Below are 21,768 nucleotides of genomic sequence, written 5' to 3'. Positions count from 1 at the left end.
TTGCAAGTCTACGCCTGCTGTCGAGTTTTGTTCTTAGAGGCATTCTTCTATGCATGTTCCATGACGTTTTGGCAGCCAAAAAGTTGTTTTATTCCAACATGGAAGAGCCTGCCCCGTGGTAGCGATGCCGGACAGCACGCTTGCGCCACTTGTTCGGCTTTCCGGTAGGATTGATGCATCCGGCCACGCGCCATCTCCTGGAGTCTTCGTGCATTTTCTTCTGACCTATGATCTGGCCCCCGACTATCTCGAACGCCGCGGCGAATTTCGCGACGCCCACCTGGCGCTGGCGTGGGAAGCGCAGGAACGCGGCGAGCTGATTCTTGCCGGCGCCATGGCCGAGCCGGCCGACAAGGCGGTCCTCGTGTTCAACTGCGAGACCGCAGAGCTGGTGCAGCTGTTCGCGGCGCGCGATCCGTACGTGCTCAATGGCCTCGTGCGCGCCTTCCATGTGCGCCAGTGGAACACGGTCGTCGGTGACCTCGCGACCAATCCCGTCCGGCCCGGCTGATCATTGCAGCTGATCCCGTCCGACATTCACCTCGGCGCCCCATGAACATCGGGTAAGATTGCCCGCGTTTATCACCGCCGGGGAATGCAATGCAATCTGCTGTGAATCTGTGGCCACTGCTCGGCGTGGCCGTCATCGTGGTCGGGTTTGTGCTGCGCGCCAATCCGGTCCTGGTCGCGGTGGCCGCCTGCGGCGTGACGGGCGTTGCCGCCGCGATGTCGGTCATGACGTTGCTCGAAACGCTTGGCGCCGCCTTCCTCAAGACCCGCAACCTGCCACTCATCCTGCTGCTGCCGCTGGCCGCCATCGGCCTGCTCGAGCGCTTCGGCCTGCGTGACCGCGCCCAGTCCGCCATCGGCAAGGTGCGCTCGGCCACCGCCGGGCGCCTGCTGATCGTCTACCTGTTTGCCCGCGAGAGCACCGCGGCGCTGGGCCTGACCAGCCTGGGCGGCCATCCGACGATGGTGCGCCCGCTGGTCGCGCCAATGGCCGAAGCAGCGGCCGAAGCGCAACACGGTCCGCTGCCCCAGCGCATCCGCTACCGCATCCGCGCGATGTCGGCCGCCACCGACAATATCGGCCTGTTCTTCGGCGAAGACATCTTCGTTGCGTTCGGCGCCATCGTCCTGATGCACACGATCCTGCAAGCCGAAGGCATCGAGGTCAATCCGCTGCACATCGCGCTGTGGGGCATCCCGACGGCGATCACGGCGTTCGTCATCCACGCCTGGAACCTGCGGCGCCTGGACGTCGAGATTGCCCGCGCCGTGCTGGACGAGAAGGGCGCCGCATGACGCTCTCGATTGATCACTTCTACATTCTCGTCGGCCTGCTGCTGGCGGCCGTGGCCATCATGAACCTGGTGGACCGCAGCAATCCGCGCCGGGTCACGACGGCCCTGTTCTGGGGCCTGTACGCGCTGCTGTATCTGGCGGGCGAAGCGCTGCCGCTGGCGGCGGTCGGCGCGCTGATGATCGGCATGGCGCTGCTGGCCGGTTTTGGTGGCGTGAAAGCCGGTCAGCCGAAAGCACTGGCGCCGGAAGCGCGCCAGGCCAGCGCTGCGCGGCTGGGCAACCGCCTGTTCATCCCGGCGCTGCTGCTGCCGCTGGTGACCGTGATCGGCGCGACTTTACTGAAGGACGTGCAGCTGGGCGGCTTGCCGCTGCTCGACCCGGCCCACATCACGATCGTCAGCATGGGTTGCGGCGCAGTCGTGGCTCTGATCGCCGCGTGCTGGCTCACGCGCGCCACGCCGTTGCAGGGCGTGCGCGAAGCGCGGCGCCTGGTCGACGCGATGAGCTGGGCCGTCGTGCTGCCGCACATCCTGGCGGTGCTGGGCCTGCTGTTTTCCGAAGCGGGAGTGGGCAAGGCGGTGGCGCACCTGACGACGACCTATATCGGCCTGGACTCCGCGTTCATCGCGGTGGCCGTCTACTGCCTCGGCATGGCGCTGTTTACGATCGTGATGGGCAACGGCTTTGCCGCCTTTCCCGTCATGGCGGGCGGCGTCGGGATCTCGGTGCTGGTGGGGGTGTACGGCGCCAACCCGGCCGTGATGGCGGCGATCGGGATGTTCAGCGCGTATTGCGGTACCCTGATGACGCCGATGGCGGCCAACTTCAATATTGTGCCGGCCGCGCTGCTGGAACTGCCCGACAAGAACGCCGTGATCCGGGCCCAGATCCCGAGTGCGCTGCCGATCCTGGTGGCCAATATCTTTTTGCTCTACTTTTTGATGAACCTGTGATGATCAAGACTGTGTTGCTGACGGGCTTCGAGCCGTTCAATGGCGCCACCATCAATCCGGCCTGGGAGGCCGTGCGCGCGCTGGAAGGGTGGCAGGGCGACAGTTTTCAGGTCGAGGTGCGCCAGTTGCCGTGCGTGTTCGGCGACGCCATCGAGGACCTGACGGCGCTGATCGACGAGCTGCATCCGGACGTCGTGATCGCGGTCGGCCAGGCGGGCGGGCGGCCCGATATCTCGGTCGAGCGGGTGGCGATCAATGTCGACGATGCGTCGATCCTGGATAACGGCGGGCAGCAGCCGGTCGATACGGCGATTGCCGCCGACGGTCCGGCCGCGTATTTCTCGACGCTGCCGATCAAGGCGATCGTGCACGCGCTGCGCGCACGGGGGCTGGTGGCGGGTGTCTCGCAGACGGCCGGCACGTTCGTCTGCAACCACGTGTTCTATGGCCTGATGCACCACGCGGCGACGCAGCCGCAACCGATCAAGGCGGGGTTTATTCACGTGCCGTTTCTGCCGGAGCAGGCGGCCGCGCGGCTTGACGCGCCACCGTCGATGGCGCTGGACGACATCATCGCCGGGGTCAAACTGGCGGTGGAAGTCACGCTCGGCGTCGACACCGACCTGCGCGAAGCGGGCGGTGCGACGCACTGACAGCGATCAGCGCAGCTTGATCGTCGTAACGGCTTTTTCGTCACGCAGCTCGAACGCGGCATCCTCGAAGCTCGGCGGACCGAAACGGCCACGGGCGTCGCGGCTGAATGCGTACGGCTCTTTCGGGATGCCCAGTACGTTGCGATCGAGCTTGCCGTTGTCGTTCTCGTCCTGATACGACAGCACGGCCCACGAACCGGTCGGCACGCCATCGACCGTGACGACCGTCTCGCCTGCCTTGGCCGGCGCTGAGCCGGAATACGCGCAATCTTTTAAAAAGGTCGTCTTGTCGCACACGGCGACGAGCACTTTGCCCTTGGCCGTGACGCCCTGGACGCGTACTTCGATCGATGCGGCCGAGGCGCTGCCTGCGGCGCAGAATGCTGCGGCGAGCACTAAAGTACGGAAAGTCGATTGCATGTATTCTCCAATGATTCAATTGTTGGTGTATCGTGTTTGACCGCCTGCCGCCGTTGCTGCGCTACCGTGCGGAGCGGTCGCATGTTAGGCTGTCGGCATCCGCTTCCATGCCCGCCATCCCATCAAGGCGCTTACTTCATTATGCTGCTCAACGCGCTCATCGTTATCGCCACCATCGCCTTCATGGAATTGTTTTCCATCGTCGCGCACAAGTACATCATGCACGGCTTCGGCTGGGGCTGGCATCGCTCGCACCACGAGCCGCGCACCGGCTGGTTCGAAAAGAACGACCTGTACGCCGTCGTCTTTGCCGGCATCGCCATCGCCCTGATCTGGTTCGGCACGCGCGGTTACGGGCGCATCGAATGGATCGGCGCCGGCATGACCGGCTACGGCCTGCTGTATTTCATCGCCCACGATGGCCTGGTGCACCAGCGCTGGCCGTTCCGCTACGTGCCGCGCAGCGGCTACTTCAAGCGCCTGTACCAGGCCCACCGCATGCACCATGCGGTCGAGGGCAAGGAGGGCGCCGTGTCATTCGGCTTTTTGTACGCGCCGCCCGTCACCAAACTCAAGCAGCAGTTGCAGGCCCAGCAGAACCAGTTGCGGGGTCCGCGCGGCCAGGCCGCTGCCACAGACCACGCCGCGCCGGCAGCTCGCGACTAGACTGCAGGCGCGAGGCCAGCGCCTGCAGGCCGCCCAGCGCGAGCAGGCGCAGCTTGGTCGCCTTCGATGTGCCGACCCGCTTGTCCCACGCGCGCGGTCCGCGCCGTTTTACTTCCACCCCGATCTGCCGATACACATTGCGCGCCGTGGCAATCGCCCACGCCGAGCGCAGCGGCAACGCCGCCAGACCGATCGACGCCGACGCGTAGTACGGCTCCGCATGGTCCACCAGGCGCGCAGCCACTGTCGCCAGCGCGGCCCGGTGGCGCGGCAGCGCGACCAGATCCGGCTGGATGCCGGCCTCGATCAGCCACGCGTCCGGCACGTAGCAACGGCCGATGGCGGCGTCGTCAATGATGTCGCGCGCGATATTCGTCAGCTGGAACGCGAGCCCCAGGTCGCAGGCGCGGTCGAGCACTGCTTCATCGCGCGCACCCATGATCGACGCCATCATCAGGCCGACGACGCCGGCCACGTGGTAGCAGTAGCGCAGCGTGTCGTCGATCGTGCGGTAGCGCGCCTCGTTGACGTCCATCGCAAAGCCGGCCAGGTGATCGTACGCATAGCGCGGCGCGATCGCGTGGCCCAGCGCCACTTCCTGGAACGCGGCAAAGGCCGGATCGCGCATCGGCTCGCCCTCATAGGCGCGGCGGGTGTTGTCGTACAGCCGGTCGAGTTCGAACGGCGCATTGTGCGTGGCCTGCGCTACCGGGGCGCTGGCAAAGCCCAGCTCCTGGCCATCGACGACGTCGTCGCAGTGGCGGCACCACGCATACAGCATCAGCACGGCGCGCCGCGTGGCCGGCGGGAACAGTTTGGCCGCCGCTGCAAAGCTCTTCGACCCGACCTCAATGGTCTGGGTCGCGTGCGCCATCAGGTTCTGGCCGGCCTCTGTCGTCATCGCAGCCCTCCGGCATGCGCTCCCGCGTTGACACCTTCGAGCATCAGGCCGGCGGTAGCCTTGGCCGAACCGATCACGCCCGGCACGCCCGCGCCGGGGTGGGTGCCGGCGCCGACCAGGTACAGGTTCGGCAGTTCGGCGTCGCGGTTGTGCGGACGGAACCAGGCGCTTTGCGTCAGGATCGGCTCGAGCGAGAAGGCCGAGCCCACGTGCGCATTGAGCTCATCGCGGAAGTCGTTCGGCGTGAAGATGCGGCTCGTGACCAGCTGGCTGCGCAGGCCCGGCATATAGCGCTTCTCGAGGTAGTCGAAGATGCGGTCGCGGTAGCGCGGCCCTTCGACGTCCCAGTCGATCGGCGCATTGCCCAGATGCGGCACCGGCGCCAGCACGTAGTGGCTGCCGCAGCCTGGTGGCGCCAGCGACGGGTCAGTCACGCACGGCGCGTGCAGGTACAGCGAAAAGTCGTCGGCCAGCTTGTCGCTCTTGAAGATCTCGGTGATCAGGTCCTTGTAGCGCGCGCCGAAGCAGACCGTGTGGTGCTGCAGCTGCTCATGGTGCTTGTTCAGGCCAAAGTAGATCACGAACAGCGAATTGCTCCAGCGCTTCTTGCGCAGCGCTTCGCCCTGGCTGCTGCCGCGGCCGTGGTTGCTCAGCAGATTGGCATAGGTGTGCACGACGTCGGCATTCGAGGCGACGGCGTCGGCCGGGAACCAGCGGCCGTCTTCCAGCCGCACGCCGCTGGCCAGGTTGCCGACGGTTTCGATGCGCGCCACGGGGGCGTTCAGTTCGAGCTTGCCGCCCATGTCCTGGAACAGGCGCACGAGACCATTGACGAGCGCACCGGTGCCGCCGCGCGGGAACCACACGCCCCAGCGCCGTTCCAGCGCGTGGATCAGCGTGTAGATCGAGCTGGTGGCAAATGGATTGCCGCCCACCAGCAGCGAATGGAACGAGAAGGCCTGGCGCAGGTGCTCGTTCTTCACGAAGCGCGAGACCATGCTGTAGACGCTCTTCCATGCTTCGAGGCGCGCCAGCTTCGGGCCGGCGTTGATCATGTCGCGGAACGAGAGGAACGGCACGGCACCCAGCTTCAGGTAGCCCTCGTCGAACACGGCTTTCGAATAGGCGAGAAAGCGCTGGTAGCCGGCCACGTCAGCCGGATTGAGGGCATGGATCTGGCGGTCGAGCGCTTCCTGGTCGTTCGCATAGTCGAAGAAGGTGCCGTCTTCCCAGCACAGGCGGTAGAACGGCGTGACCGGCAGCATCTCGACGTAGTCGCCGATCTTCTTGCCGCACAGCGTGAACAGTTCTTCGATCGCGGTCGGATCCGTGATGACGGTGGGGCCGGCGTCGAACGTGAAGCCCTGGTCTTCGTAGACGTAGGCGCGGCCGCCCGGCTTGTCGCGTTTTTCGAGCAGGGTGGTCTGCGTGCCGCCGGCCTGCAGCCGGATGGCCAGGGCCAGGCCACCGAAGCCGGCGCCGATCACGACGGCGCGTTTGGGTTCGATTTTCATCTGGTTCATTCGGGATTCCTGATCTGATGGGGTTGTGTCTTGCGGACGGCGACGAAGGCTTCCATGACCGGGACCGGCGGCTTGCCGGTCAACAGGCGCAGCTTGTCGGCGAATGTCAGGCGGCCGGCGTAAAAGCGCGCGATCATCGGCGCGCCGAGGCGGTAAAAGCGCTGCATCACGTGCCAGCGGTGGTCGGGGCTGCCGGCCATGAACAGCATGCGGTTGAGCATGCGGAAAAAGCCCTGGCGCTGCCATTCGTCGCGCGCTTCTTTTCGGATCGCGGCAAACAGTGATTGTGCCGCAAACGGCGCTGCCAGGTCGGGCAGGGCCGCGATACGTTCGGCCAGGCGCACGGCCACCGGCAGCGAATAGCCGGTCGTCTGGTGAAACAGGCCAGCGCGCAGGCCGACGGTGGGCTGGCCATCGAGGGCATTCCAGAAGCGGTCGAAGTCGCCGGCCAGCACGATCGGCAGCGAGCCCTGTTCTTCGCGCAGCACGTCACGGATCTGCCAGCCGCGCCCGGCCGCATAGGCGGCGATGTTGGCGCGCAGCCGTTCCGGTTCCCAGACGGCGCTGTCGACGTAATGCGTGTCTTCAATCAGTACGCGATCGGGGCCGAACGGCAGCAGGTAGACGAAGCGGTAGCCGCCTTGCTGGGCCACGCTCGCATCCATGATCACCGGCTGGCTCAAGCCGTGCGGCGCATGGAGGCGCACTTCCTGGCCCAGAAAGGTCTGGTAGCCCAGCGCCAGGTGCGGGCTGGCGCTGGGGCCGCGCCCGTCGATGACGGCATGCGCATGCAGCAGCGTGCCATCGGCCAGGCGCACACTCGTGGGCGTGACGGCGTCGATCCGCACGCCGGTGCGCAGCAGCGGGCCCAGGGCGGCTTCGATCGTGCGCGCAAAATCGGGCGAGGCAATGCTGGCGTAACCGCCATTCAGGGCGCGCGCGTGTTCGGGAAACACGACGTCGTAACCCGGCCAGCGGTGCGAGACGAGCGGCGCGATCCAGCGCAGCTGGGCCGCGCTCAGGTCGCTGTCGTGGAATGACCAAGTATGGTTGCCGCCCAGATGCCGGCCCTGCTCAAGCAGCAGGATGCGCAATTCGGGGCGCTCGGTCTGCAGGCGCCAGGCGATCAGGCTGTTGGCCAGGCCGCCGCCGACCAGGATCAGGTCGTGGTCGATGCGGTCGCGGCCACCGTTGCTGCGCTCATCCATGGCTGGCCACCGCCGTCGGCAGGTGCAGTGCAGCCTCGATGATGTCGGCTGCGCGCGGCGCGCCACCGGCAACGCGGATCGCGTCGGACAATGGCGCCATGCGTGCCGCGAAATCGGGCTCGGCCAGCAGCCGGCGCAGCTTGCGGACCAGGTCGGCCACACTGCTCATGCGCGGCGAGGCGCGCAGGCCAACGCCGCTGTACTCGACACGCGCGGCGCCGCCCGGGTGGTCGAAGGCAATCGGCAGCGCCAGGATTGGCGTGCGCGCCGCCACCGCTTCCATGATGGTGTTCGCGCCCGCATGCGAGACGATCGCGTCGGCGCGCGCCAAGACGGCCAACTGCGGCACGTAGGCGTGCACGCGCGTGGCGCCGATGGCTTCGAGCGAGCGCACCTGCGCGTCATTCAGGCCGCCGCAGTGGGCGATCAACAGGTCGGCGTCGAGCTGCTTGCAGGCCTTGGCGATGCGCTTGAAGAGGCTGTAGCGGTCGCTCACCAGCGTGCCGAGCGACGCGTAGATGAACGGGCGCGTGCTGGACGCCGGCGGCAGGAACGGCGCCAGCTCTTGGGGACTCAGGGCCGGCGCCACATTGGCCGCGTGCAGCGGCCCGACATGGTGAAAATGCGCCGGCAGTTCGCGGCGCGGGAAATCAAAGCCCGGCACAATCTGCGCGATCTGCGCCAGCGGCGACAGGCATTCGTGCAGCATGCTGCGTGGCGGCAGGTCAAGACGTTCGGCTTCTGCCGCGATCGCACGGTGGTGCGGACCCATCATCCAGTCATAGACGCGCGTGCTGCCTTCGACGATCTTGAAGGCGCGCTCGCTGTCCTCGTACACGAACGGCATCACCGGCAACGGGATGCCCGGCTCGCGGTTGACGGGCAGGGCGCATGCGATCGAGATGAACGGCATGCCGATGCTTTCGGCCACCATGCCGCCGGCCGCTTCCATCTGGTCGGCCAGCACGCAGTCGACCTGCAGCGCCTTCAGCGCGGCCGGCAGTTCGCGGCACAGCATTTCGGTGCTGGCCGCCATGTCGAGGATCACGCGGCGCAGGCCCAGCGGGCTGCCGGGATTTGCCACACGTGCCAGCATCGCAGGCAGCGAGCCGGCCGGATGGGTGGCCGCGCCGATGGCGTGAAAGCCGACGCGCGCATCTTTGACGTAGGCAGCAGCATCCGGGCGATGGATGAAGGTGACGCGGTGGCCGCGCGTGACGAGTTCGCGCGCCAGCACCATCAGCGTGTTGAAGTGGCTATACAGGGCCGGAGCCACGACCGCGAAGTGCGTCATGCGAGGGTTGGTAAGATCAGGGATGCAGTTCAGGGATTCAGTTCAGGCGCAATTCGGCCAGCTGGTGACTCGGGCGCAGTTCGCGCGGTTTGGCGGGTTCTGCGACGAAGCGCGTGCCCTTGGCTTCCTTGGCGAACAGCGCGCCCATGAAATGCCGCGTGCGGCCCTTGCCGCCGACGGCGGCGCCCAGGCAGCGGTCGGCCTCGATCAGGCAGGCCGACAGGCGGCGCTGCGCTTCGTCGAAGCCGAGCGTATTGATCAGGGTGGCCTTGCCGATGTCCTTGCCTGTGTCCTTGCCCGTGATCGCGCTGTCGTTGCCGGCGCCGTCGAGGAAGTCATCCTTGATCTGGAATGCCTGGCCCGCCGCCAGCGCGAAGGCGCGCAACTGCTGCGACACGCTTTCGTCGGCGTGGCACATGATCGCCGCCATATCAACGGCAACGCCCAGCAGCAGGCCGGTCTTGAGTTCATTGGTGGTGGCAATCGCCTCGGGCGAGCGCGCGCCGCCGTGCAGGTCTTCGAACTGGCCGCGCACGAGACCCTGGTCGCCCACCGTCTGCGCCAGCGTCGCGACGAGGCGCGCGCGGGTGGCCGGCTGGATATCCTGGGATTGCGACAGCACGCCAAAGGCGCGGCTAAGGAGGGCAACCGAGGCCAGGATGGCGACGTCCTGCCCGAACTGGATGTGGATCGCCGGTTTGCCGCGGCGCAGGCTGGCGTCGTCCATGCACGGCAGGTCGTCGAGGATCAGCGAGGCTGCATGCACCAGTTCGACCGAGCAGGCCACGTCGATCAGAGCTGGTGAGGCGCAGCCGAGGTCGCGCGCCACCAGCATGACCAGCAGCGGACGCATGCGCTTGCCGGCCGACAGGGCCGATGTGCGCATGGCCTTGGCCAGGCTGTCGGACTGGCCGTTCGCGCTCAGCAGTTGTTCAATGCGGTCGTCGATCGCCGAGCGCAGCGTGTCGATGTCATCGAACACGGCGTCGTCGAATTTTTTCAGGCGGAGCCCGTCGTAGCGCGGCGTTGCTGTAGTCATACGAGCTCCTCTGGAAAATTGATGGTCTTGATAACTATCATACCGGACCCAAAGTTAAAAAATAATTAATTGGCCTCAATCGTGCGTAGTTTTCTGCCTAGAAATTATACCCATGTGTGCAGAAAGGCAATGCTTTACGGGACAAAAACGGTTCGATTGTTTACTCGGCTGGTGAATCCGGGAACAGGATTTTCAGAAACGCCCGCACCACCGGCGCATCGTCCTGCGCCGGGTAACTGATATACAGGTTGGCCGACGGCGCATGCGCATTAATTGGCAGGAAGCGCACCCCCGGCCAGCCAATGCGGCTCGTCGTTTCCGGCATCAGGGCCACGCCCAGGCCGGCGCCGACCATCGCCAGCAGCGTCTGTGGCTCGGCCGCTTCCTGGAAGATGGTCGGCTCGAAGCCCGCGTTCACGCAGCATTGCATCAGGTAGCGCGGCTCGGCCGACTGGTCCAGGTGCAGCGTCAGCATCGGCTCGCCGGCGATGTCGAGCAGCGAGATCGCATCGCGGCCCGCCAGCGGATGGCGCGCATTGACTGCCACGCAGAACTGCTCCTTGAAGCACAGCTCCTGGCGCAGGTTGGCGGCCTTCAGCACGTCCGGCTCGATGCGCGGCTCGCGCCAGAAGCCCACGTCGATCTGCTTGTTGCGCAGCGCCTCCCACTGGTCGTTCGGCCCCAGCTCGTGGATCGTCCACGTCACGCGCGGGAAATCGGTCTGGAAGCGTTCGAGCAGGCCGGGGATCGGGCCCCACATCGCCGAGCCGACGATGCCCACGCGCAGCCGGCCCACCTGGCCGCGGTCGATCTGGCGGATGGTGTCGATCGTCATGCGCATCCGGCCCAGCAGGTCGGCCGCCTCGACCATCAGCGCGCGCCCGGCCACTGTTAGCTCGAAGCTGCGCGTGGTGCGGGTAAACAGGCGCACCCCCAGTTCGCTTTCAAGCTTCATGATCTGCTGCGACAGCGGCGGCTGCGAAATGTGCAGGCGCTCGGCAGCGCGGCTGAAGCTCTTTTCTTCAGCCACCGCCAGGAAGTACTTCAGTTGTTTCAGGTCGATCGACATGGGCGGCTACGCTAACGACTCAGGCCGCGCGGTGGTTCAGCGCCACGGCCAGGCGCGCGCCGATCAGCGCGTTGTGCTTGACCAGCGCGATATTGGTGGCCAGGCTGCGGCCCTCGGTGAGCTCCTTGATGCGGCCCAGCAGGAACGGCGTGACCTTCTTGCCGGTGACGTTCTGGCTGGCCGCTTCGCCCAGCGCCTGCGTGATGATGGCATCGATCTCGGCGGGCGCCATTGCGGCGTCGGCCGGCACCGGATTGCTCACCACGACGCCGCCGGCCAGGCCGAGCTGCCACTTGGTGCGGATGAACGCCGCCTGGTCTTCGGGCGAGTCGATCTGGAAGTCGGCCTGGAAGCCGCTCTCGCGCGTGAAGAAGGCCGGAAAGCCCGGCTGGCCAACGCTCAGCACCGGCACGCCGTGCGTTTCGAGGTATTCGAGCGTCAGGCCAATGTCGAGAATCGATTTAACGCCAGCGCAGACGACGGCCACGCTGGTCTGCGCCAGTTCCTGCAGGTCGGCCGAGATGTCGAAGCTCGTTTCGGCGCCGCGGTGCACGCCGCCGATGCCGCCGGTGACGAACACTTCGATGCCGGCCAGCTGCGCGCAGATCATCGTCGCGGCAACGGTGGTTGCGCCCAGGCGCGCCTGCGCCAGCACGTAGGCCAGGTCGCGCCGGCTCACTTTCATCGCGTCCGGCGAAGCGCCGAGCAGTTCGAGCTGCTCGTCCGACAGGCCGATGCAGATCTTGCCGGCGATGACGGCGATCGTGGCCGGCACGGCGCCGGCGTCGCGGATGATCTGTTCGACCTCGCGCGCGGTGCGCACGTTCTGCGGGTACGGCATGCCGTGCGAGATGATGGTCGATTCGAGGGCGACGATCGGTTTGCCAGCGGTGCGGGCGGCGGCCACTTCGGGCGAGAGCAGGAGGAAGTTGTGCATGGGAGGTCTCTGGTTAATCAGTAATAAGGAGTTGGCTGTCGGCCGGTTGATCGAGCAAGCCGGGCGCAAGTTGGGGGCAGACGGTCTGCGCGCAGCCGATGGTCATGGCGGACAGGGCCAGGCCGCGGCGGCAGGCCAGGTCGAGCGAAGTAGCGCCGCTGTACAGGCTCCAGCAGACGGCGGCGGCAAACGCGTCGCCGGCGCCGGTGACGTCGACCACGTCGACGGCCGGCGCTGCCAGGCTGCGCAGGCCGTCGGGTGTCGTGAACATGACGCCCTGCGCGCCGCGCGTGACGATCACGTCCTGCGCGCCGTCGGCCTGCAAATCCAGGCAGGCGCGCGAGATCGCGGCCTCGCTGTCCATCGCGCGGCCGGCGCGTTCTGCCAGTTCGCCGAGGTTCAGGATCAACAGGCGCAGGCCACGCAGGTCGCGCGGCAGGCGGTTGATCTTCGGTTCGGACACGGCGACGACCACCATCGGCACGCCGCCCGCCAGCGCGTCGCCCAGCAACCCGGCCACGGCATCCTGCGGCAGGTTCAGGTCGGCCACGATCAGCGCGGCGCCGGCGCGCTGCGGCGCGCGGCTGGCGAAGAATGCGGGCGTGAGCGCGTCGTTGATCGCCATGTCGGCCAGCGCGACGCGCATCTCGCCATCCTCATCGAGCACCGCCGTGTAGGTGCCGCTGGCCGCGCCGTCGACCAGCAGCACGCTGCGCGTGTCGATGCCCGCTTCGTCGGCATGCGCAAGCAGCGCGCGGCCCGAGGCGTCCGGGCCGACTGCGGTGATGAGGCTGGTGGGAGCGCCGAGGCGCGCGAGGTTCTCGGCGATATTGCGCGCCACGCCGCCGAACGACTCGGTCTGGCGCGCCGGATTCGACGTGCCCAAGGCGAGCGGGCCGAGCGAGCGCAGCTTGCGGTCGAGATTCGACGCGCCGATGCAGACGACGGGGCGGTGATCCGGCAGCACATAGGCGCGGCCGAGGATGCGCCGCTCGCGCACGAGCGTAGCAATGTAGTTCGCGACAGCCGAGCGCGACAGGCCGAGGCGCGCCGCCAGGTCTTGCTGGGAGATGAACGGGTTGGCGCGGATCAGCTCGTACAACTGGTCTTTTTTGGGCATCGCTCGGCAAATGATTTAAACTTATGTCCGGCAATGCTAGACATTTGTCATGGCGCCGTCAACGTTGGCGTGGTCCTGCTAATTTATCGCGAAAACATATAAATCGGGAAGAAAAAGTGTATTTGCCATACATATCGGCATTCATGCATAGTTATAATATTCAGCTGACCAGATGCCGCCGCGCCTGCGAAGGCCGCTCCAGCCTTACCCCCATCTCCCCACATCACCAGACCTCACAAGGAATAACATGTCCAGCAATCTCCCGTTCGACGCCGCCGACATCATCCGCGCCCGCAAGCCGGGCTTTGCACCGCGCGTCGCGCTGATCCTCGGCTCCGGACTGGGTGTGCTGGCCGAACAGATGACGGATGCCGTGTCGATCAGCTACGCCGACCTGCCGGGCTTCCCGATCAGCACCGTGCACGGTCACGCCGGTGAACTGGTGCTGGGCGAACTGGCCGGCGTGCCGGTCGCCTGCATGAAAGGCCGCGGCCACTTCTACGAAGGCTACGGTCCGGGCGTGATGACCAACGCCGTGCGTACCCTGAAGCAGATCGGCTGCGAACTGCTGTTCGTGACCAATGCCGCCGGCTCGCTGAACATCGAAGCCGATGCCGGCTCGCTGGTCGCGATCACCGACCACATCAACTTCTTGCCGGGCAGCCCGATGTCGGGCCCGAACGACGAGCGCTTCGGCCCGCGCTTCTTCAGCATGTCCAATGCCTACGATGCCGAGACGCGCGAGCAGGTCAAGGCCGTCGCCAAAGAAAAGGGCATCGTGCTGAACGAAGGCGTGTACCTGGCCGCCGCCGGTCCGCACTTCGAGACCGTCGCCGAAATCCGCGCCTTCAAGACGCTGGGCGCCGATGTCGTCGGCATGTCGCTGATCCCCGAAGTGATCGCGGCGCGCCACTGCGGCCTGAAAGTGACGGCCGTTTCGGCAATCACGAATCTGGCCGAAGGCCTGTCGCCGTTCGCGCTGTCGCACGAGCAGACCCTGAAGTACGCGGCGATCGCGGCCAAGGACATGGTCACGCTGATCCATGCGTATATCGAGCGCCTTGGTTCGACCCCACGCGCAGACGCTTAATCACACTTACCGAAAGCGAGCGATCCAATGTCCCGTGCATTCATCCTCCTGCTGGACTCCTTCGGCCTGGGCGCGCTGCCCGACGCCGACAAATATGGCGATCTTGATGCCAACACCTTCGGCCACATCGCCGAATGGGCCGCGAAAGAAGGCAAGCCGATGGCGCTGCCGAACCTCGAGCGCCTCGGCCTGGGCGCGGCCGGCCATAAGGCCAGCGGCGAATGGGCGCCGGGTTTCAGCCAGCGCGACGGTTTCACCGGCGCCTGGGGCATCGCGCGCGAACAGTCGACCGGCAAGGACACGCAAAGCGGCCACTGGGAAATCGCCGGCGTGCCGGTGCTGTTCGACTGGGGTTACTTCCCGAAGACCGTGCCGTCGTTCCCGAAGGAGCTCACTGACAAGCTGCAGGAACTGACCGGCGTGCCGGGCTGGCTGGCCAACTGCCACGCCTCGGGCACCACCGTCATCAACGATTTCGGCGATGAACACGTCGCCACCGGCAAGCCGATCCTGTACACGTCGGCCGACTCGGTGCTGCAGATCGCCGCGCACGAAGAGCACTTTGGCCTCGAGCGCCTGTACGCCGTCTGCGAAGCGGCCTATGAACTGGTCAAGCCGTACAACATCGGCCGCGTGATTGCGCGTCCGTTCACGGGCGCCAACGGCGACTACAAGCGCACATCGAACCGCCACGACTACGCGGTGCCGCCAGTCGCGCCGACGCTGCTGGATCACGTCAAGGACGCGGGCGGCGACGTCTTCGCCCTCGGCAAGATCAGCGACATCTATGCAGGGCAGGGCGTCACGCGCCTGATCAAGGGCCCGGACAATATGGCGCTCTTTGACCGCCTGCTCGAAGTCACCGACGAAGCGGGCGACAAGTCGCTCACGTTCGTCAACTTCGTCGACTTCGACATGCACTTCGGCCACCGCCGCGACGTCGCCGGCTACGCCAACGCGCTGCACGAACTGGACGCGCGCCTGCCAGAATTCATGGCCAAGCTGAAGGACGGCGACCTGGTCGTACTCACCGCCGACCACGGGTGCGACCCAACCGCGCCGGGTTCGGACCACACCCGCGAATACATCCCGATGATCTTCTTCGGCCCGAACGTCGCGCCGCAGGAGCTGCCAGTGGCAGACACCTTCTCGGATATCGGCGCCACGCTGGCCAAGCACCTTGGCGTCAAACCACTCTCGAACGGAATCGCACAGCTATGAGCCAGCCGCTGGACTTCAAACGCAACGTCGCCATGGACCTGGACCTTGGCCTGATCAACAGTCTCAAGGTCAACCGCAACGCAGCCGACCGCCGCGCCGCGAGCCTGGCGAACCGCCGCACGGTGAAGAAGGAATACCAGGCCGCATGGCTGGTGCGCGCGATCGAGTGCATGGACCTGACCACGCTGTCGGGCGACGACACGCCAGGCCGCGTCGAGCGCCTGTGCATGAAGGCGATGCGCCCGCTGCGCGCGGACCTGATGCAGGCACTGGGTCTCGAGACCCTGAGCACGGGCGCCGTCTGCGTGTACCACGAAATGATCACGCCAGCCGTCAAGGTGTTGCAGGGCCGCTTGCCGATCGCCGCGGTGTCCACCGCATTCCCGGCCGGCCTGTCGAGCATGGAAACCAAGCTGCGCGAGATCGAACTGTCGGTCGCTGCCGGCGCCACCGAAATCGACATCGTCATCACGCGCCAGCACGTCTTGCTCGGCAACTGGCAGGCGCTGTATGACGAGATGGTGGCGTACCGCCAGGCTTGCGGCGACGCGCACGTCAAAGCCATCCTGGCCACCGGTGACCTGGTCACGCTGGAAAATGTAGCAAAGGCCTCGTGGGTCTGCATGATGGCTGGCGCGGACTTCATCAAGACCTCGACCGGCAAGGAAGGCGTGAACGCCACCATCCCGGTCTCGCTGGTGATGGTGCGCGCGATTCGCGACTACCACGAACTGACCGGTTTCCAGGTCGGCTACAAGCCGGCCGGCGGCGTCTCGACGGCGAAGTCGGCGCTGCAATACCTGACCGTGATGAAGGAAGAACTGGGCAACGACTGGCTGCAGCCGCACTTGTTCCGCATCGGTGCATCGAGCCTGCTGACCGACATCGAACGCCAGCTTGAGCACTACGTGACCGGGAACTACTCGGCCGCCCATCGTCACGCGCAACCTTAAATCCGGATACGTCATGCCAACAATTAAAGAGATTCTTCAGACCATGGACTACGGCCCCGCTCTCGAGACCACCAAGGAAGCGCAAGCATGGCTGGACGGTCACGAGCGCCGCTTTGGCCTCTTCATCGACAACGCCTGGAGCGACGCCGGCGAAACGTTCGCCACGACCAATCCGGCCGATGGCGTCGAACTGGCGCAGGTCACGCAGGCGACGAACGACGATGTCGAACGCGCCGTGGCAGCTGCGCGCCGCGCGCAGCCGGGCTGGGTCGCGCTGGGTGGCCATGGCCGCGCCAAGATCATGTACGCGCTTTCGCGCCTGCTGCAAAAGCATGCGCGCCTGTTCGCCGTGCTCGAAACGCTCGACAACGGCAAGACGATCCGCGAAACGCGCGACGCCGACCTGCCGCTCGTGGCCCGTCATTTCTACCATCACGCTGGCTGGGCGCAGCTGCAGGCCGAAGAATTCGCGGATTACCGCGCCGTCGGTGTCGTCGGCCAGATCGTGCCGTGGAACTTCCCGCTCCTGATGTTGGCGTGGAAGATCGCGCCGGCGCTGGCTGCCGGTAACACGGTGGTGTTCAAGCCGGCCGAGTACACGCCGCTGACCGCCTTGCTGTTTGCCGAAATCTGCCAGCGCGCTGGTGTGCCGGCTGGCGTCGTCAACATCGTCACGGGCGACGGCCGTGTGGGCGAGGCGATCGTCAATCATCCGGGCATCGACAAGATCGCGTTCACCGGCTCGACCGAAGTCGGTCGCCTGATCCGCAAGTCGACCGCGGGCAGCGGCAAGAAGCTGTCGCTCGAACTGGGTGGCAAGTCGCCGTTCATCGTGTTCGACGATGCTGACCTGGACGCCGCCGTCGAAGGTCTGGTCGACTCGATCTGGTTCAACCAGGGCCAGGTCTGCTGCGCCGGTTCGCGCCTCTTGGTGCAGGAATCGGTGTACGACCGTTTCATCAAGAAGGTCAAGGCGCGCATGGAAACCCTGCGCGTCGGTTCGCCACTGGACAAGTCGAACGACATCGGCGCACTGGTCGACCCGGTGCAGCAGCAGCGCATCCACGGCCTGGTGGAATCGGCCCGCGCCGAAGGTTGCGAAGTCTGGCAACCGGCCGGTGAGCTGTCGACGTCCGGTTCGTGGTACCTGCCAACCCTGATCACGGGCGCGTCGACGTCAGCCGCCGTGGCGCAGGCCGAAATCTTCGGGCCGGTGCTGGTGGCGATGAGCTTCCGCACCCCGGCTGAAGCCGTGCAACTGGCGAACAACACCGTCTACGGCCTGGCTGCCTGCGTCTGGAGCGAGTCGATCAGCCTGGCGCTGGACGTTGTCCCGCAGATCAAGGCCGGCGTGGTCTGGATCAACACGGCGAACCAGTTCGATGCAGGCTGCGGTTTCGGCGGCTACAAGGAATCGGGCTACGGCCGCGAAGGCGGCAAGGAAGGCATGTACGAATACCTGACGCCGCTGTCGGAAGATGCACGGCCTGCCGCGCCGGTGTTTGCTGCCAAGGGCGCCGTAAAAGCGGCGGATGCCGACAGCCCGTTCGCGATCGACCGCACCGCCAAGCTGTACATCGGCGGCAAGCAGGCGCGCCCTGACGGCGCCTACAGCCGCGCGATCAATGACACGAACGGCGCGTTCCTGGCCGATATCGGCGAAGGCAGCCGCAAGGACATCCGCAACGCCGTCGAAGCAGCGCACAAGGCGGCTGGCTGGGCCAAGGCCACCGCGCACAACCGCGCGCAGGTGCTGTACTACATCGCCGAGAACCTGGCGATCCGCGCCGACGAATTTGCCGCGCGCATTGCGCAGCAGACCGGCTCGAACGACGCCGCGCGCGAAGTGGCGGCCTCGGTCGAGCGCCTGTTCTACTGGGCCGCGTGGGCCGACAAGTACGACGGCCAGGTGCACCAGCCGCCGATGCACGGCATCACCGTGGCGCTGAACGAGCCAGTAGGCGTGATCGGCATCGTGTGCCCGAACGAGAACCCGCTGCTGGGCTTCATCTCGCTGGTCGCCCCGGCGCTGGCGCTGGGCAACCGCGTGGTGGCGGTGCCGTCGGAGCAGCATCCGCTGTCGGCGATCGACCTGTACCAGGTGCTCGATACGTCGGACCTGCCGGGTGGGGCGCTCAATATCGTCACCGGATCAAGCGACGAACTGGCGCGCACGCTGGCTTCGCACGGCGAGATCGATGCCGTGTGGCGCCACGACGGTTCCGCCGAGGGGTGTGCCGAAGTCGAGCGCCTGTCGAGCGAGACGCTCAAGCGCACCTGGACCGGCGGCGCGAAAGGGCGCGACTGGTTCGATCCGAAGCAGGCTGGCGGCCGTGTCGTGCTGCAGCATGCGAGCCAGGTGAAGAACGTCTGGATTCCATACGGCGTCTGACGTCCTGACTCTTCTTCAACCCTTAACTTCTTGACGACGTAGGGTGGGCGGCTATGCCGCCCACGCGGTGATCGGTAGCGGCGCCGCTCTCGTGCGCGGGCTGGCACAAGCCAACCATCACCGCGTGGGCGGGGAACCCGCCCACCCTACAACGCGAAAGCACCAATATGTTCCTCCCCCAAGAAATCATCCGCAAAAAACGCGATGGCGGCATCCTGTCGGCCGAAGAGATCCAGTTTTTTGTCCGCGGCATCCCTGACGGCAGCGTTACCGAAGGCCAGATCGCCGCGCTGGCAATGGCGGTCTACTTCAACGACATGACGATGGATGAACGCGTCGCCTTCACGCTGGCGATGCGCGACTCGGGCCAGGTCATGGAGTGGACATCACTGGACCTGCCAGGCCCGGTCGTCGACAAGCACTCGACCGGCGGTGTCGGCGACGTTGTCTCGCTGATGCTCGGCCCGATGATCGCAGCCTGTGGCGGCTTTGTGCCGATGATCTCGGGCCGGGGCCTGGGCCACACCGGCGGCACGCTCGACAAGTTCGACGCGATCCCCGGCTACAGCACCGTGCCCGACCCGGACACCTTCCGCCGTGTCGTCAAGGACGTGGGCGTCGCCATCATCGGCCAGACCGCCCAGCTGGCGCCGGCCGACAAGCGCTTCTACAGCATCCGTGACACCACGGCGACCGTCGAATCGGTGGCCATGATTACCGGCTCGATCCTGTCGAAAAAATTGTCGGCAGGGCTCGATGCGCTGGTGATGGACGTGAAGGTGGGCAGCGGCGCCTTCATGCCGACGGCGGAGAAATCGCTGGAACTGGCCGAGTCGATCGTCAGCGTCGGCAATGGCGCCGGCACCCGCACCTCGGCCATCCTGACCGGCATGAACGAGTCGCTGTGCCACGCAGCCGGCAATGCGGTCGAAGTGCGCGTCGCCATCGATTACTTGACCGGCAAGGCGCGCCCGGCACGCCTGCACGAAGTCACGATGGCGCTGTGCGCCGAGATGCTGGTGATTTCGGGCCTGGCAGGCACGGACGCCGAAGCGCGCGCCAAACTACAAACTGCGCTCGATTCGGGCGAAGCGGCCGAGCGCTTCGCGCGCATGGTCACGGCGCTGGGCGGCCCAGCCGACCTGATGGACAAGCCGGACGCGCACCTGGAAACGGCGCCCGTCATCGTGCCGGCGCCAGCCCTGCAGGCCGGCTACGCCGTCTCGGTCGACACCCGTGGCCTGGGCCTGGCGGTTGTCGCGCTAGGCGGCGGCCGTGTGCGGCCACAGGACAGCATCGACTTCGCGGTGGGCCTGACGGGCCTGGTTGAACTGCGTGCTCAGATCGCCGTCGGCCAGCCGCTGGCGATGGTGCATGCACGTTCGGCGGAGGCCGCTGAACGCGCCGTGCGCCAGGTGCAGGCGGCTTACCAGATCGGCGACACGCAGCCCGCTGCCGAGCCAATGATTCACCGCATCGTCCGTCCTTGAAAGAAACACCATGACCTACACAAAACTGATCGATGAAGCGCGCGCCGCGCGCGAGCTGGCGTACGCGCCGTATTCCAACTTCCAGGTGGGGGCAGCGCTCGAATGCAAGGATGGCCGCATCTTCCGCGGCTGCAATGTGGAAAATGCCGCCTACGGCCTGTGTAATTGTGCCGAGCGCACGGCGTTCTTCAGCGCCATTGCCAACGGCTACAAGCCAGGCGACTTCGCAGCGCTGGCCGTGATCGGCCAGACCGAAGGCCCGATCGCGCCATGCGGTGCCTGCCGGCAAGTGATCCTGGAATTGGGTGGCAATGAATTGCCGGTGATCCTGACCAACCTGACCGGTGCCATCTTCGAGACCACGGCAGCTGCGCAGTTGCCGAATGCATTTGGTGGACAGGACCTGCAGTCCTGACAGAAAGTGTTCATGGCGCGCAGAAACGTCTGCGCGCCATGATTGCAGCTTCGGTCAATCAGCTCTTGTAATCGCCAGGTTGATCACAAAGTGATGATATATACACATCGACTTGGAGCTTATTATGAAAAAATTGGTCGTCTTGCTTAGTGGCGTCGTCATCGCGGCAAGTGCCGCAGCCCAGACCACCCCGACCACGCCGCAGCCAGCCAAAGCAGGGGCTGCCCAGCAAAAAGCGCCTGTGATGGGTAGCGCAGACAAGCGCGCCAACCCGGCGGCAGAGCCGGAAGACAGCGCGAACTCGGTGTCGACCGATTTCCAGGGCACCAGCAAGCAGGAAACCACGGCGGCAGGCATGGGTCAGCCGAAGAAGCAGACCGAGCGTACCTCGAGCGCGAGCCGGACCGGCTCAGCGACGCAGAACATCGAAGACAAGACCAAGAAATAATGTAGTACTGGAACGGCGTCACAACGCCGTTCCAACCCCGTTCTAGCCCCGCATCACCACATCAGATCGTCCGGAATCTTGAAGTCCGCGTACGGATCGTCCTCTTCCACTTCCTGTACTTTCTTCTTGATCTGCACGACGATCGACGCATCGCGCTGGGCGATTTTCTCGCCGATGATGCGTGGCACCAGCTCAAAGCTGCCGTTCATGTGCACGATCACCAGGCGGCCCGCCACCAGGTGCTCGACGATCTGCGACGTCACGTGGATACGCTCGATCTTCGTGCCGAACGTGAAGTTGTAGGGCACGTCACCCTTGCCCTTGGGCTGTTTGTTCTTCTGCACCATCTGCGCGATCTGCGCCAGGATGGCTTTTTGGGCCGCGGCCGCATCGCGCTGGGTATTCAGCTCGCGCGCACGCTCGGCGTTCTTGCGCTGCAGCTCGAGCGCCGCTTCGCGCGCCTCGTTGACCGACTCCACGCCCGTGCGCAGCTCGTGCTTGTGCTGTTTGCTTTTTGCCTGGGTGACCTGTTTGACCTTCTTCTTGTCGACCAGGCCGGCCTTGAGTAACTGCTCTTGCAGCGAAACCATAATGTGCTTTCCCTAAATATGACGGGCCGCCCGATCACGAGGGCGGCGCAAGGGCGCTAGCATAGCAAACAAGCGCCAGGC

The 21,768-nt window shown here is 65.8% G+C and carries 22 protein-coding genes; 12 read left to right on the top strand and 10 right to left on the bottom strand.

What is annotated here, in order from left to right; all coding sequences use genetic code 11:
• Positions 1 to 208 precede the first annotated feature (208 nt).
• The 4 genes from NX775_RS13450 (at position 209) to pcp (ending at position 2,911) form a co-directional block, all read left to right on the top strand.
• A complete protein-coding gene (locus tag NX775_RS13450) occupies positions 209 to 511 on the top strand; it encodes a YciI-like protein (protein WP_258836466.1) in 303 nt (100 codons plus the stop codon).
• 89 nt (positions 512 to 600) lie between these two features.
• Positions 601 to 1,305, top strand: coding sequence for a DUF969 domain-containing protein (locus NX775_RS13445; RefSeq protein WP_258836465.1), 705 nt, complete (start codon positions 601 to 603; stop codon positions 1,303 to 1,305).
• A complete protein-coding gene (locus NX775_RS13440) occupies positions 1,302 to 2,258 on the top strand; it encodes a DUF979 domain-containing protein (protein WP_258836464.1) in 957 nt (318 codons plus the stop codon). The genes NX775_RS13445 and NX775_RS13440 overlap by 4 nt, the downstream gene beginning before the upstream one ends.
• A gap of 2 nt (positions 2,259 to 2,260) precedes the next feature.
• The gene (gene pcp, locus NX775_RS13435; protein WP_441295285.1) at positions 2,261 to 2,911 is read left to right on the top strand and encodes a pyroglutamyl-peptidase I; all 651 of its coding nucleotides are present in this window, start codon (positions 2,261 to 2,263) and stop codon (positions 2,909 to 2,911) included.
• Positions 2,912 to 2,917: 6 nt separating this feature from the next.
• Here the strand turns inward: pcp and NX775_RS13430 are convergent, their stop codons facing one another.
• Positions 2,918 to 3,331 (bottom strand): DUF2141 domain-containing protein, encoded by a 414-nt coding sequence (locus NX775_RS13430; RefSeq protein ID WP_258836462.1) that lies wholly within the window; start codon positions 3,329 to 3,331, stop codon positions 2,918 to 2,920.
• Between the two features lie 141 nt (positions 3,332 to 3,472).
• Here NX775_RS13430 and NX775_RS13425 point away from each other — a divergent pair, with 141 nt between their 5' ends.
• Positions 3,473 to 3,997: a sterol desaturase family protein gene (locus NX775_RS13425; protein WP_183557398.1), complete on the top strand. Its 525-nt coding sequence runs from the start codon at positions 3,473 to 3,475 to the stop codon at positions 3,995 to 3,997.
• Here NX775_RS13425 and crtB read toward each other — a convergent pair.
• The 8 genes from crtB to NX775_RS13385 all read right to left on the bottom strand — a co-directional run bounded on the left by crtB (position 3,903) and on the right by NX775_RS13385 (position 13,088).
• Complete coding sequence (gene crtB, locus NX775_RS13420) at positions 3,903 to 4,898, bottom strand: 15-cis-phytoene synthase CrtB (protein ID WP_258836461.1); 996 nt, start codon at positions 4,896 to 4,898, stop codon at positions 3,903 to 3,905. The genes NX775_RS13425 and crtB overlap by 95 nt on opposite strands.
• Complete coding sequence (locus tag NX775_RS13415) at positions 4,895 to 6,421, bottom strand: phytoene desaturase (protein WP_258836460.1); 1,527 nt, start codon at positions 6,419 to 6,421, stop codon at positions 4,895 to 4,897. The genes crtB and NX775_RS13415 overlap by 4 nt, the downstream gene beginning before the upstream one ends.
• On the bottom strand, positions 6,418 to 7,629 hold the full coding sequence (gene crtY / locus NX775_RS13410; protein ID WP_258836459.1) for a lycopene beta-cyclase CrtY: 1,212 nt from the start codon (positions 7,627 to 7,629) through the stop codon (positions 6,418 to 6,420). The genes NX775_RS13415 and crtY overlap by 4 nt, the downstream gene beginning before the upstream one ends.
• Positions 7,622 to 8,923 carry a glycosyltransferase gene (locus NX775_RS13405; RefSeq protein WP_258836458.1) on the bottom strand — a complete coding sequence of 434 codons (1,302 nt, stop codon included), beginning with the start codon at positions 8,921 to 8,923 and terminating at the stop codon, positions 7,622 to 7,624. Before NX775_RS13405 ends, crtY begins: the two co-directional genes overlap by 8 nt.
• Positions 8,924 to 8,960: 37 nt before the next feature.
• The gene (locus tag NX775_RS13400) at positions 8,961 to 9,962 is read right to left on the bottom strand and encodes a polyprenyl synthetase family protein (RefSeq protein ID WP_258836457.1); all 1,002 of its coding nucleotides are present in this window, start codon (positions 9,960 to 9,962) and stop codon (positions 8,961 to 8,963) included.
• Positions 9,963 to 10,122: 160 nt separating this feature from the next.
• Positions 10,123 to 11,031, bottom strand: a complete 909-nt coding sequence (locus NX775_RS13395) for a LysR family transcriptional regulator (protein ID WP_258836456.1) — start codon at positions 11,029 to 11,031, stop codon at positions 10,123 to 10,125.
• Positions 11,032 to 11,050: 19 nt separating this feature from the next.
• Positions 11,051 to 11,968, bottom strand: coding sequence for a pseudouridine-5'-phosphate glycosidase (locus NX775_RS13390; RefSeq protein WP_258836455.1), 918 nt, complete (start codon positions 11,966 to 11,968; stop codon positions 11,051 to 11,053).
• A 13-nt stretch (positions 11,969 to 11,981) separates the two neighbouring features.
• Positions 11,982 to 13,088 (bottom strand): carbohydrate kinase, encoded by a 1,107-nt coding sequence (locus tag NX775_RS13385; RefSeq protein WP_258836454.1) that lies wholly within the window; start codon positions 13,086 to 13,088, stop codon positions 11,982 to 11,984.
• 247 nt (positions 13,089 to 13,335) lie between these two features.
• On the opposite strand from NX775_RS13385, the gene xapA reads away from it, so the two are divergent.
• From xapA to NX775_RS13350, 7 genes are all read left to right on the top strand, one after another.
• Positions 13,336 to 14,178: a xanthosine phosphorylase gene (gene xapA / locus NX775_RS13380; protein ID WP_258836453.1), complete on the top strand. Its 843-nt coding sequence runs from the start codon at positions 13,336 to 13,338 to the stop codon at positions 14,176 to 14,178.
• Between the two features lie 27 nt (positions 14,179 to 14,205).
• Positions 14,206 to 15,399: a phosphopentomutase gene (locus tag NX775_RS13375; protein WP_258836452.1), complete on the top strand. Its 1,194-nt coding sequence runs from the start codon at positions 14,206 to 14,208 to the stop codon at positions 15,397 to 15,399.
• Positions 15,396 to 16,352 (top strand): deoxyribose-phosphate aldolase, encoded by a 957-nt coding sequence (deoC, locus tag NX775_RS13370; protein WP_258836451.1) that lies wholly within the window; start codon positions 15,396 to 15,398, stop codon positions 16,350 to 16,352. The genes NX775_RS13375 and deoC overlap by 4 nt, the downstream gene beginning before the upstream one ends.
• A gap of 13 nt (positions 16,353 to 16,365) precedes the next feature.
• Positions 16,366 to 18,744 carry an aldehyde dehydrogenase family protein gene (locus NX775_RS13365; RefSeq protein WP_370660582.1) on the top strand — a complete coding sequence of 793 codons (2,379 nt, stop codon included), beginning with the start codon at positions 16,366 to 16,368 and terminating at the stop codon, positions 18,742 to 18,744.
• A 167-nt stretch (positions 18,745 to 18,911) separates the two neighbouring features.
• Entirely contained in the window at positions 18,912 to 20,234 is a 1,323-nt protein-coding gene (gene deoA / locus NX775_RS13360) for a thymidine phosphorylase (protein ID WP_258836450.1), read from the top strand.
• A gap of 10 nt (positions 20,235 to 20,244) precedes the next feature.
• Positions 20,245 to 20,649: a cytidine deaminase gene (locus NX775_RS13355; protein WP_183557437.1), complete on the top strand. Its 405-nt coding sequence runs from the start codon at positions 20,245 to 20,247 to the stop codon at positions 20,647 to 20,649.
• A 124-nt stretch (positions 20,650 to 20,773) separates the two neighbouring features.
• Positions 20,774 to 21,097: a hypothetical protein gene (locus NX775_RS13350; protein WP_258836449.1), complete on the top strand. Its 324-nt coding sequence runs from the start codon at positions 20,774 to 20,776 to the stop codon at positions 21,095 to 21,097.
• Between the two features lie 53 nt (positions 21,098 to 21,150).
• On the opposite strand, the gene NX775_RS13345 is transcribed toward NX775_RS13350, so the two are convergent.
• Positions 21,151 to 21,687, bottom strand: a complete 537-nt coding sequence (locus NX775_RS13345) for a DUF2058 domain-containing protein (RefSeq protein ID WP_183557442.1) — start codon at positions 21,685 to 21,687, stop codon at positions 21,151 to 21,153.
• Between the last annotated feature and the right edge of the window lie 81 nt (positions 21,688 to 21,768).

The sequence above is a fragment of the Massilia aurea genome, assembly GCF_024753205.1.
GTDB lineage: Bacteria > Pseudomonadota > Gammaproteobacteria > Burkholderiales > Burkholderiaceae_D > Telluria > Telluria aurea.
This window is presented reverse-complemented; position numbering and strand designations above follow the sequence as displayed.

Bases quoted from the DNA above. Each gene is read 5' to 3' on its own strand.
- xapA (WP_258836453.1), top strand. From the start codon at position 13,336: ATGTCCAGCAATCTCCCGTTCGACGCCGCCGACATCATCCGCGCCCGC.
- deoC (WP_258836451.1), top strand. From the start codon at position 15,396: ATGAGCCAGCCGCTGGACTTCAAACGCAACGTCGCCATGGACCTGGAC.
- NX775_RS13400 (WP_258836457.1), bottom strand. From the start codon at position 9,962: ATGACTACAGCAACGCCGCGCTACGACGGGCTCCGCCTGAAAAAATTC.
- crtY (WP_258836459.1), bottom strand. From the start codon at position 7,629: ATGGATGAGCGCAGCAACGGTGGCCGCGACCGCATCGACCACGACCTG.
- NX775_RS13440 (WP_258836464.1), top strand. From the start codon at position 1,302: ATGACGCTCTCGATTGATCACTTCTACATTCTCGTCGGCCTGCTGCTG.
- NX775_RS13425 (WP_183557398.1), top strand. From the start codon at position 3,473: ATGCTGCTCAACGCGCTCATCGTTATCGCCACCATCGCCTTCATGGAA.
- deoA (WP_258836450.1), top strand. From the start codon at position 18,912: ATGTTCCTCCCCCAAGAAATCATCCGCAAAAAACGCGATGGCGGCATC.
- NX775_RS13350 (WP_258836449.1), top strand. From the start codon at position 20,774: ATGAAAAAATTGGTCGTCTTGCTTAGTGGCGTCGTCATCGCGGCAAGT.
- NX775_RS13355 (WP_183557437.1), top strand. From the start codon at position 20,245: ATGACCTACACAAAACTGATCGATGAAGCGCGCGCCGCGCGCGAGCTG.
- NX775_RS13385 (WP_258836454.1), bottom strand. From the start codon at position 13,088: ATGCCCAAAAAAGACCAGTTGTACGAGCTGATCCGCGCCAACCCGTTC.
- NX775_RS13405 (WP_258836458.1), bottom strand. From the start codon at position 8,923: ATGACGCACTTCGCGGTCGTGGCTCCGGCCCTGTATAGCCACTTCAAC.
- NX775_RS13395 (WP_258836456.1), bottom strand. From the start codon at position 11,031: ATGTCGATCGACCTGAAACAACTGAAGTACTTCCTGGCGGTGGCTGAA.
- NX775_RS13415 (WP_258836460.1), bottom strand. From the start codon at position 6,421: ATGAACCAGATGAAAATCGAACCCAAACGCGCCGTCGTGATCGGCGCC.
- NX775_RS13365 (WP_370660582.1), top strand. From the start codon at position 16,366: ATGCCAACAATTAAAGAGATTCTTCAGACCATGGACTACGGCCCCGCT.
- NX775_RS13375 (WP_258836452.1), top strand. From the start codon at position 14,206: ATGTCCCGTGCATTCATCCTCCTGCTGGACTCCTTCGGCCTGGGCGCG.
- NX775_RS13390 (WP_258836455.1), bottom strand. From the start codon at position 11,968: ATGCACAACTTCCTCCTGCTCTCGCCCGAAGTGGCCGCCGCCCGCACC.
- NX775_RS13345 (WP_183557442.1), bottom strand. From the start codon at position 21,687: ATGGTTTCGCTGCAAGAGCAGTTACTCAAGGCCGGCCTGGTCGACAAG.
- NX775_RS13430 (WP_258836462.1), bottom strand. From the start codon at position 3,331: ATGCAATCGACTTTCCGTACTTTAGTGCTCGCCGCAGCATTCTGCGCC.
- NX775_RS13445 (WP_258836465.1), top strand. From the start codon at position 601: ATGCAATCTGCTGTGAATCTGTGGCCACTGCTCGGCGTGGCCGTCATC.
- crtB (WP_258836461.1), bottom strand. From the start codon at position 4,898: ATGACGACAGAGGCCGGCCAGAACCTGATGGCGCACGCGACCCAGACC.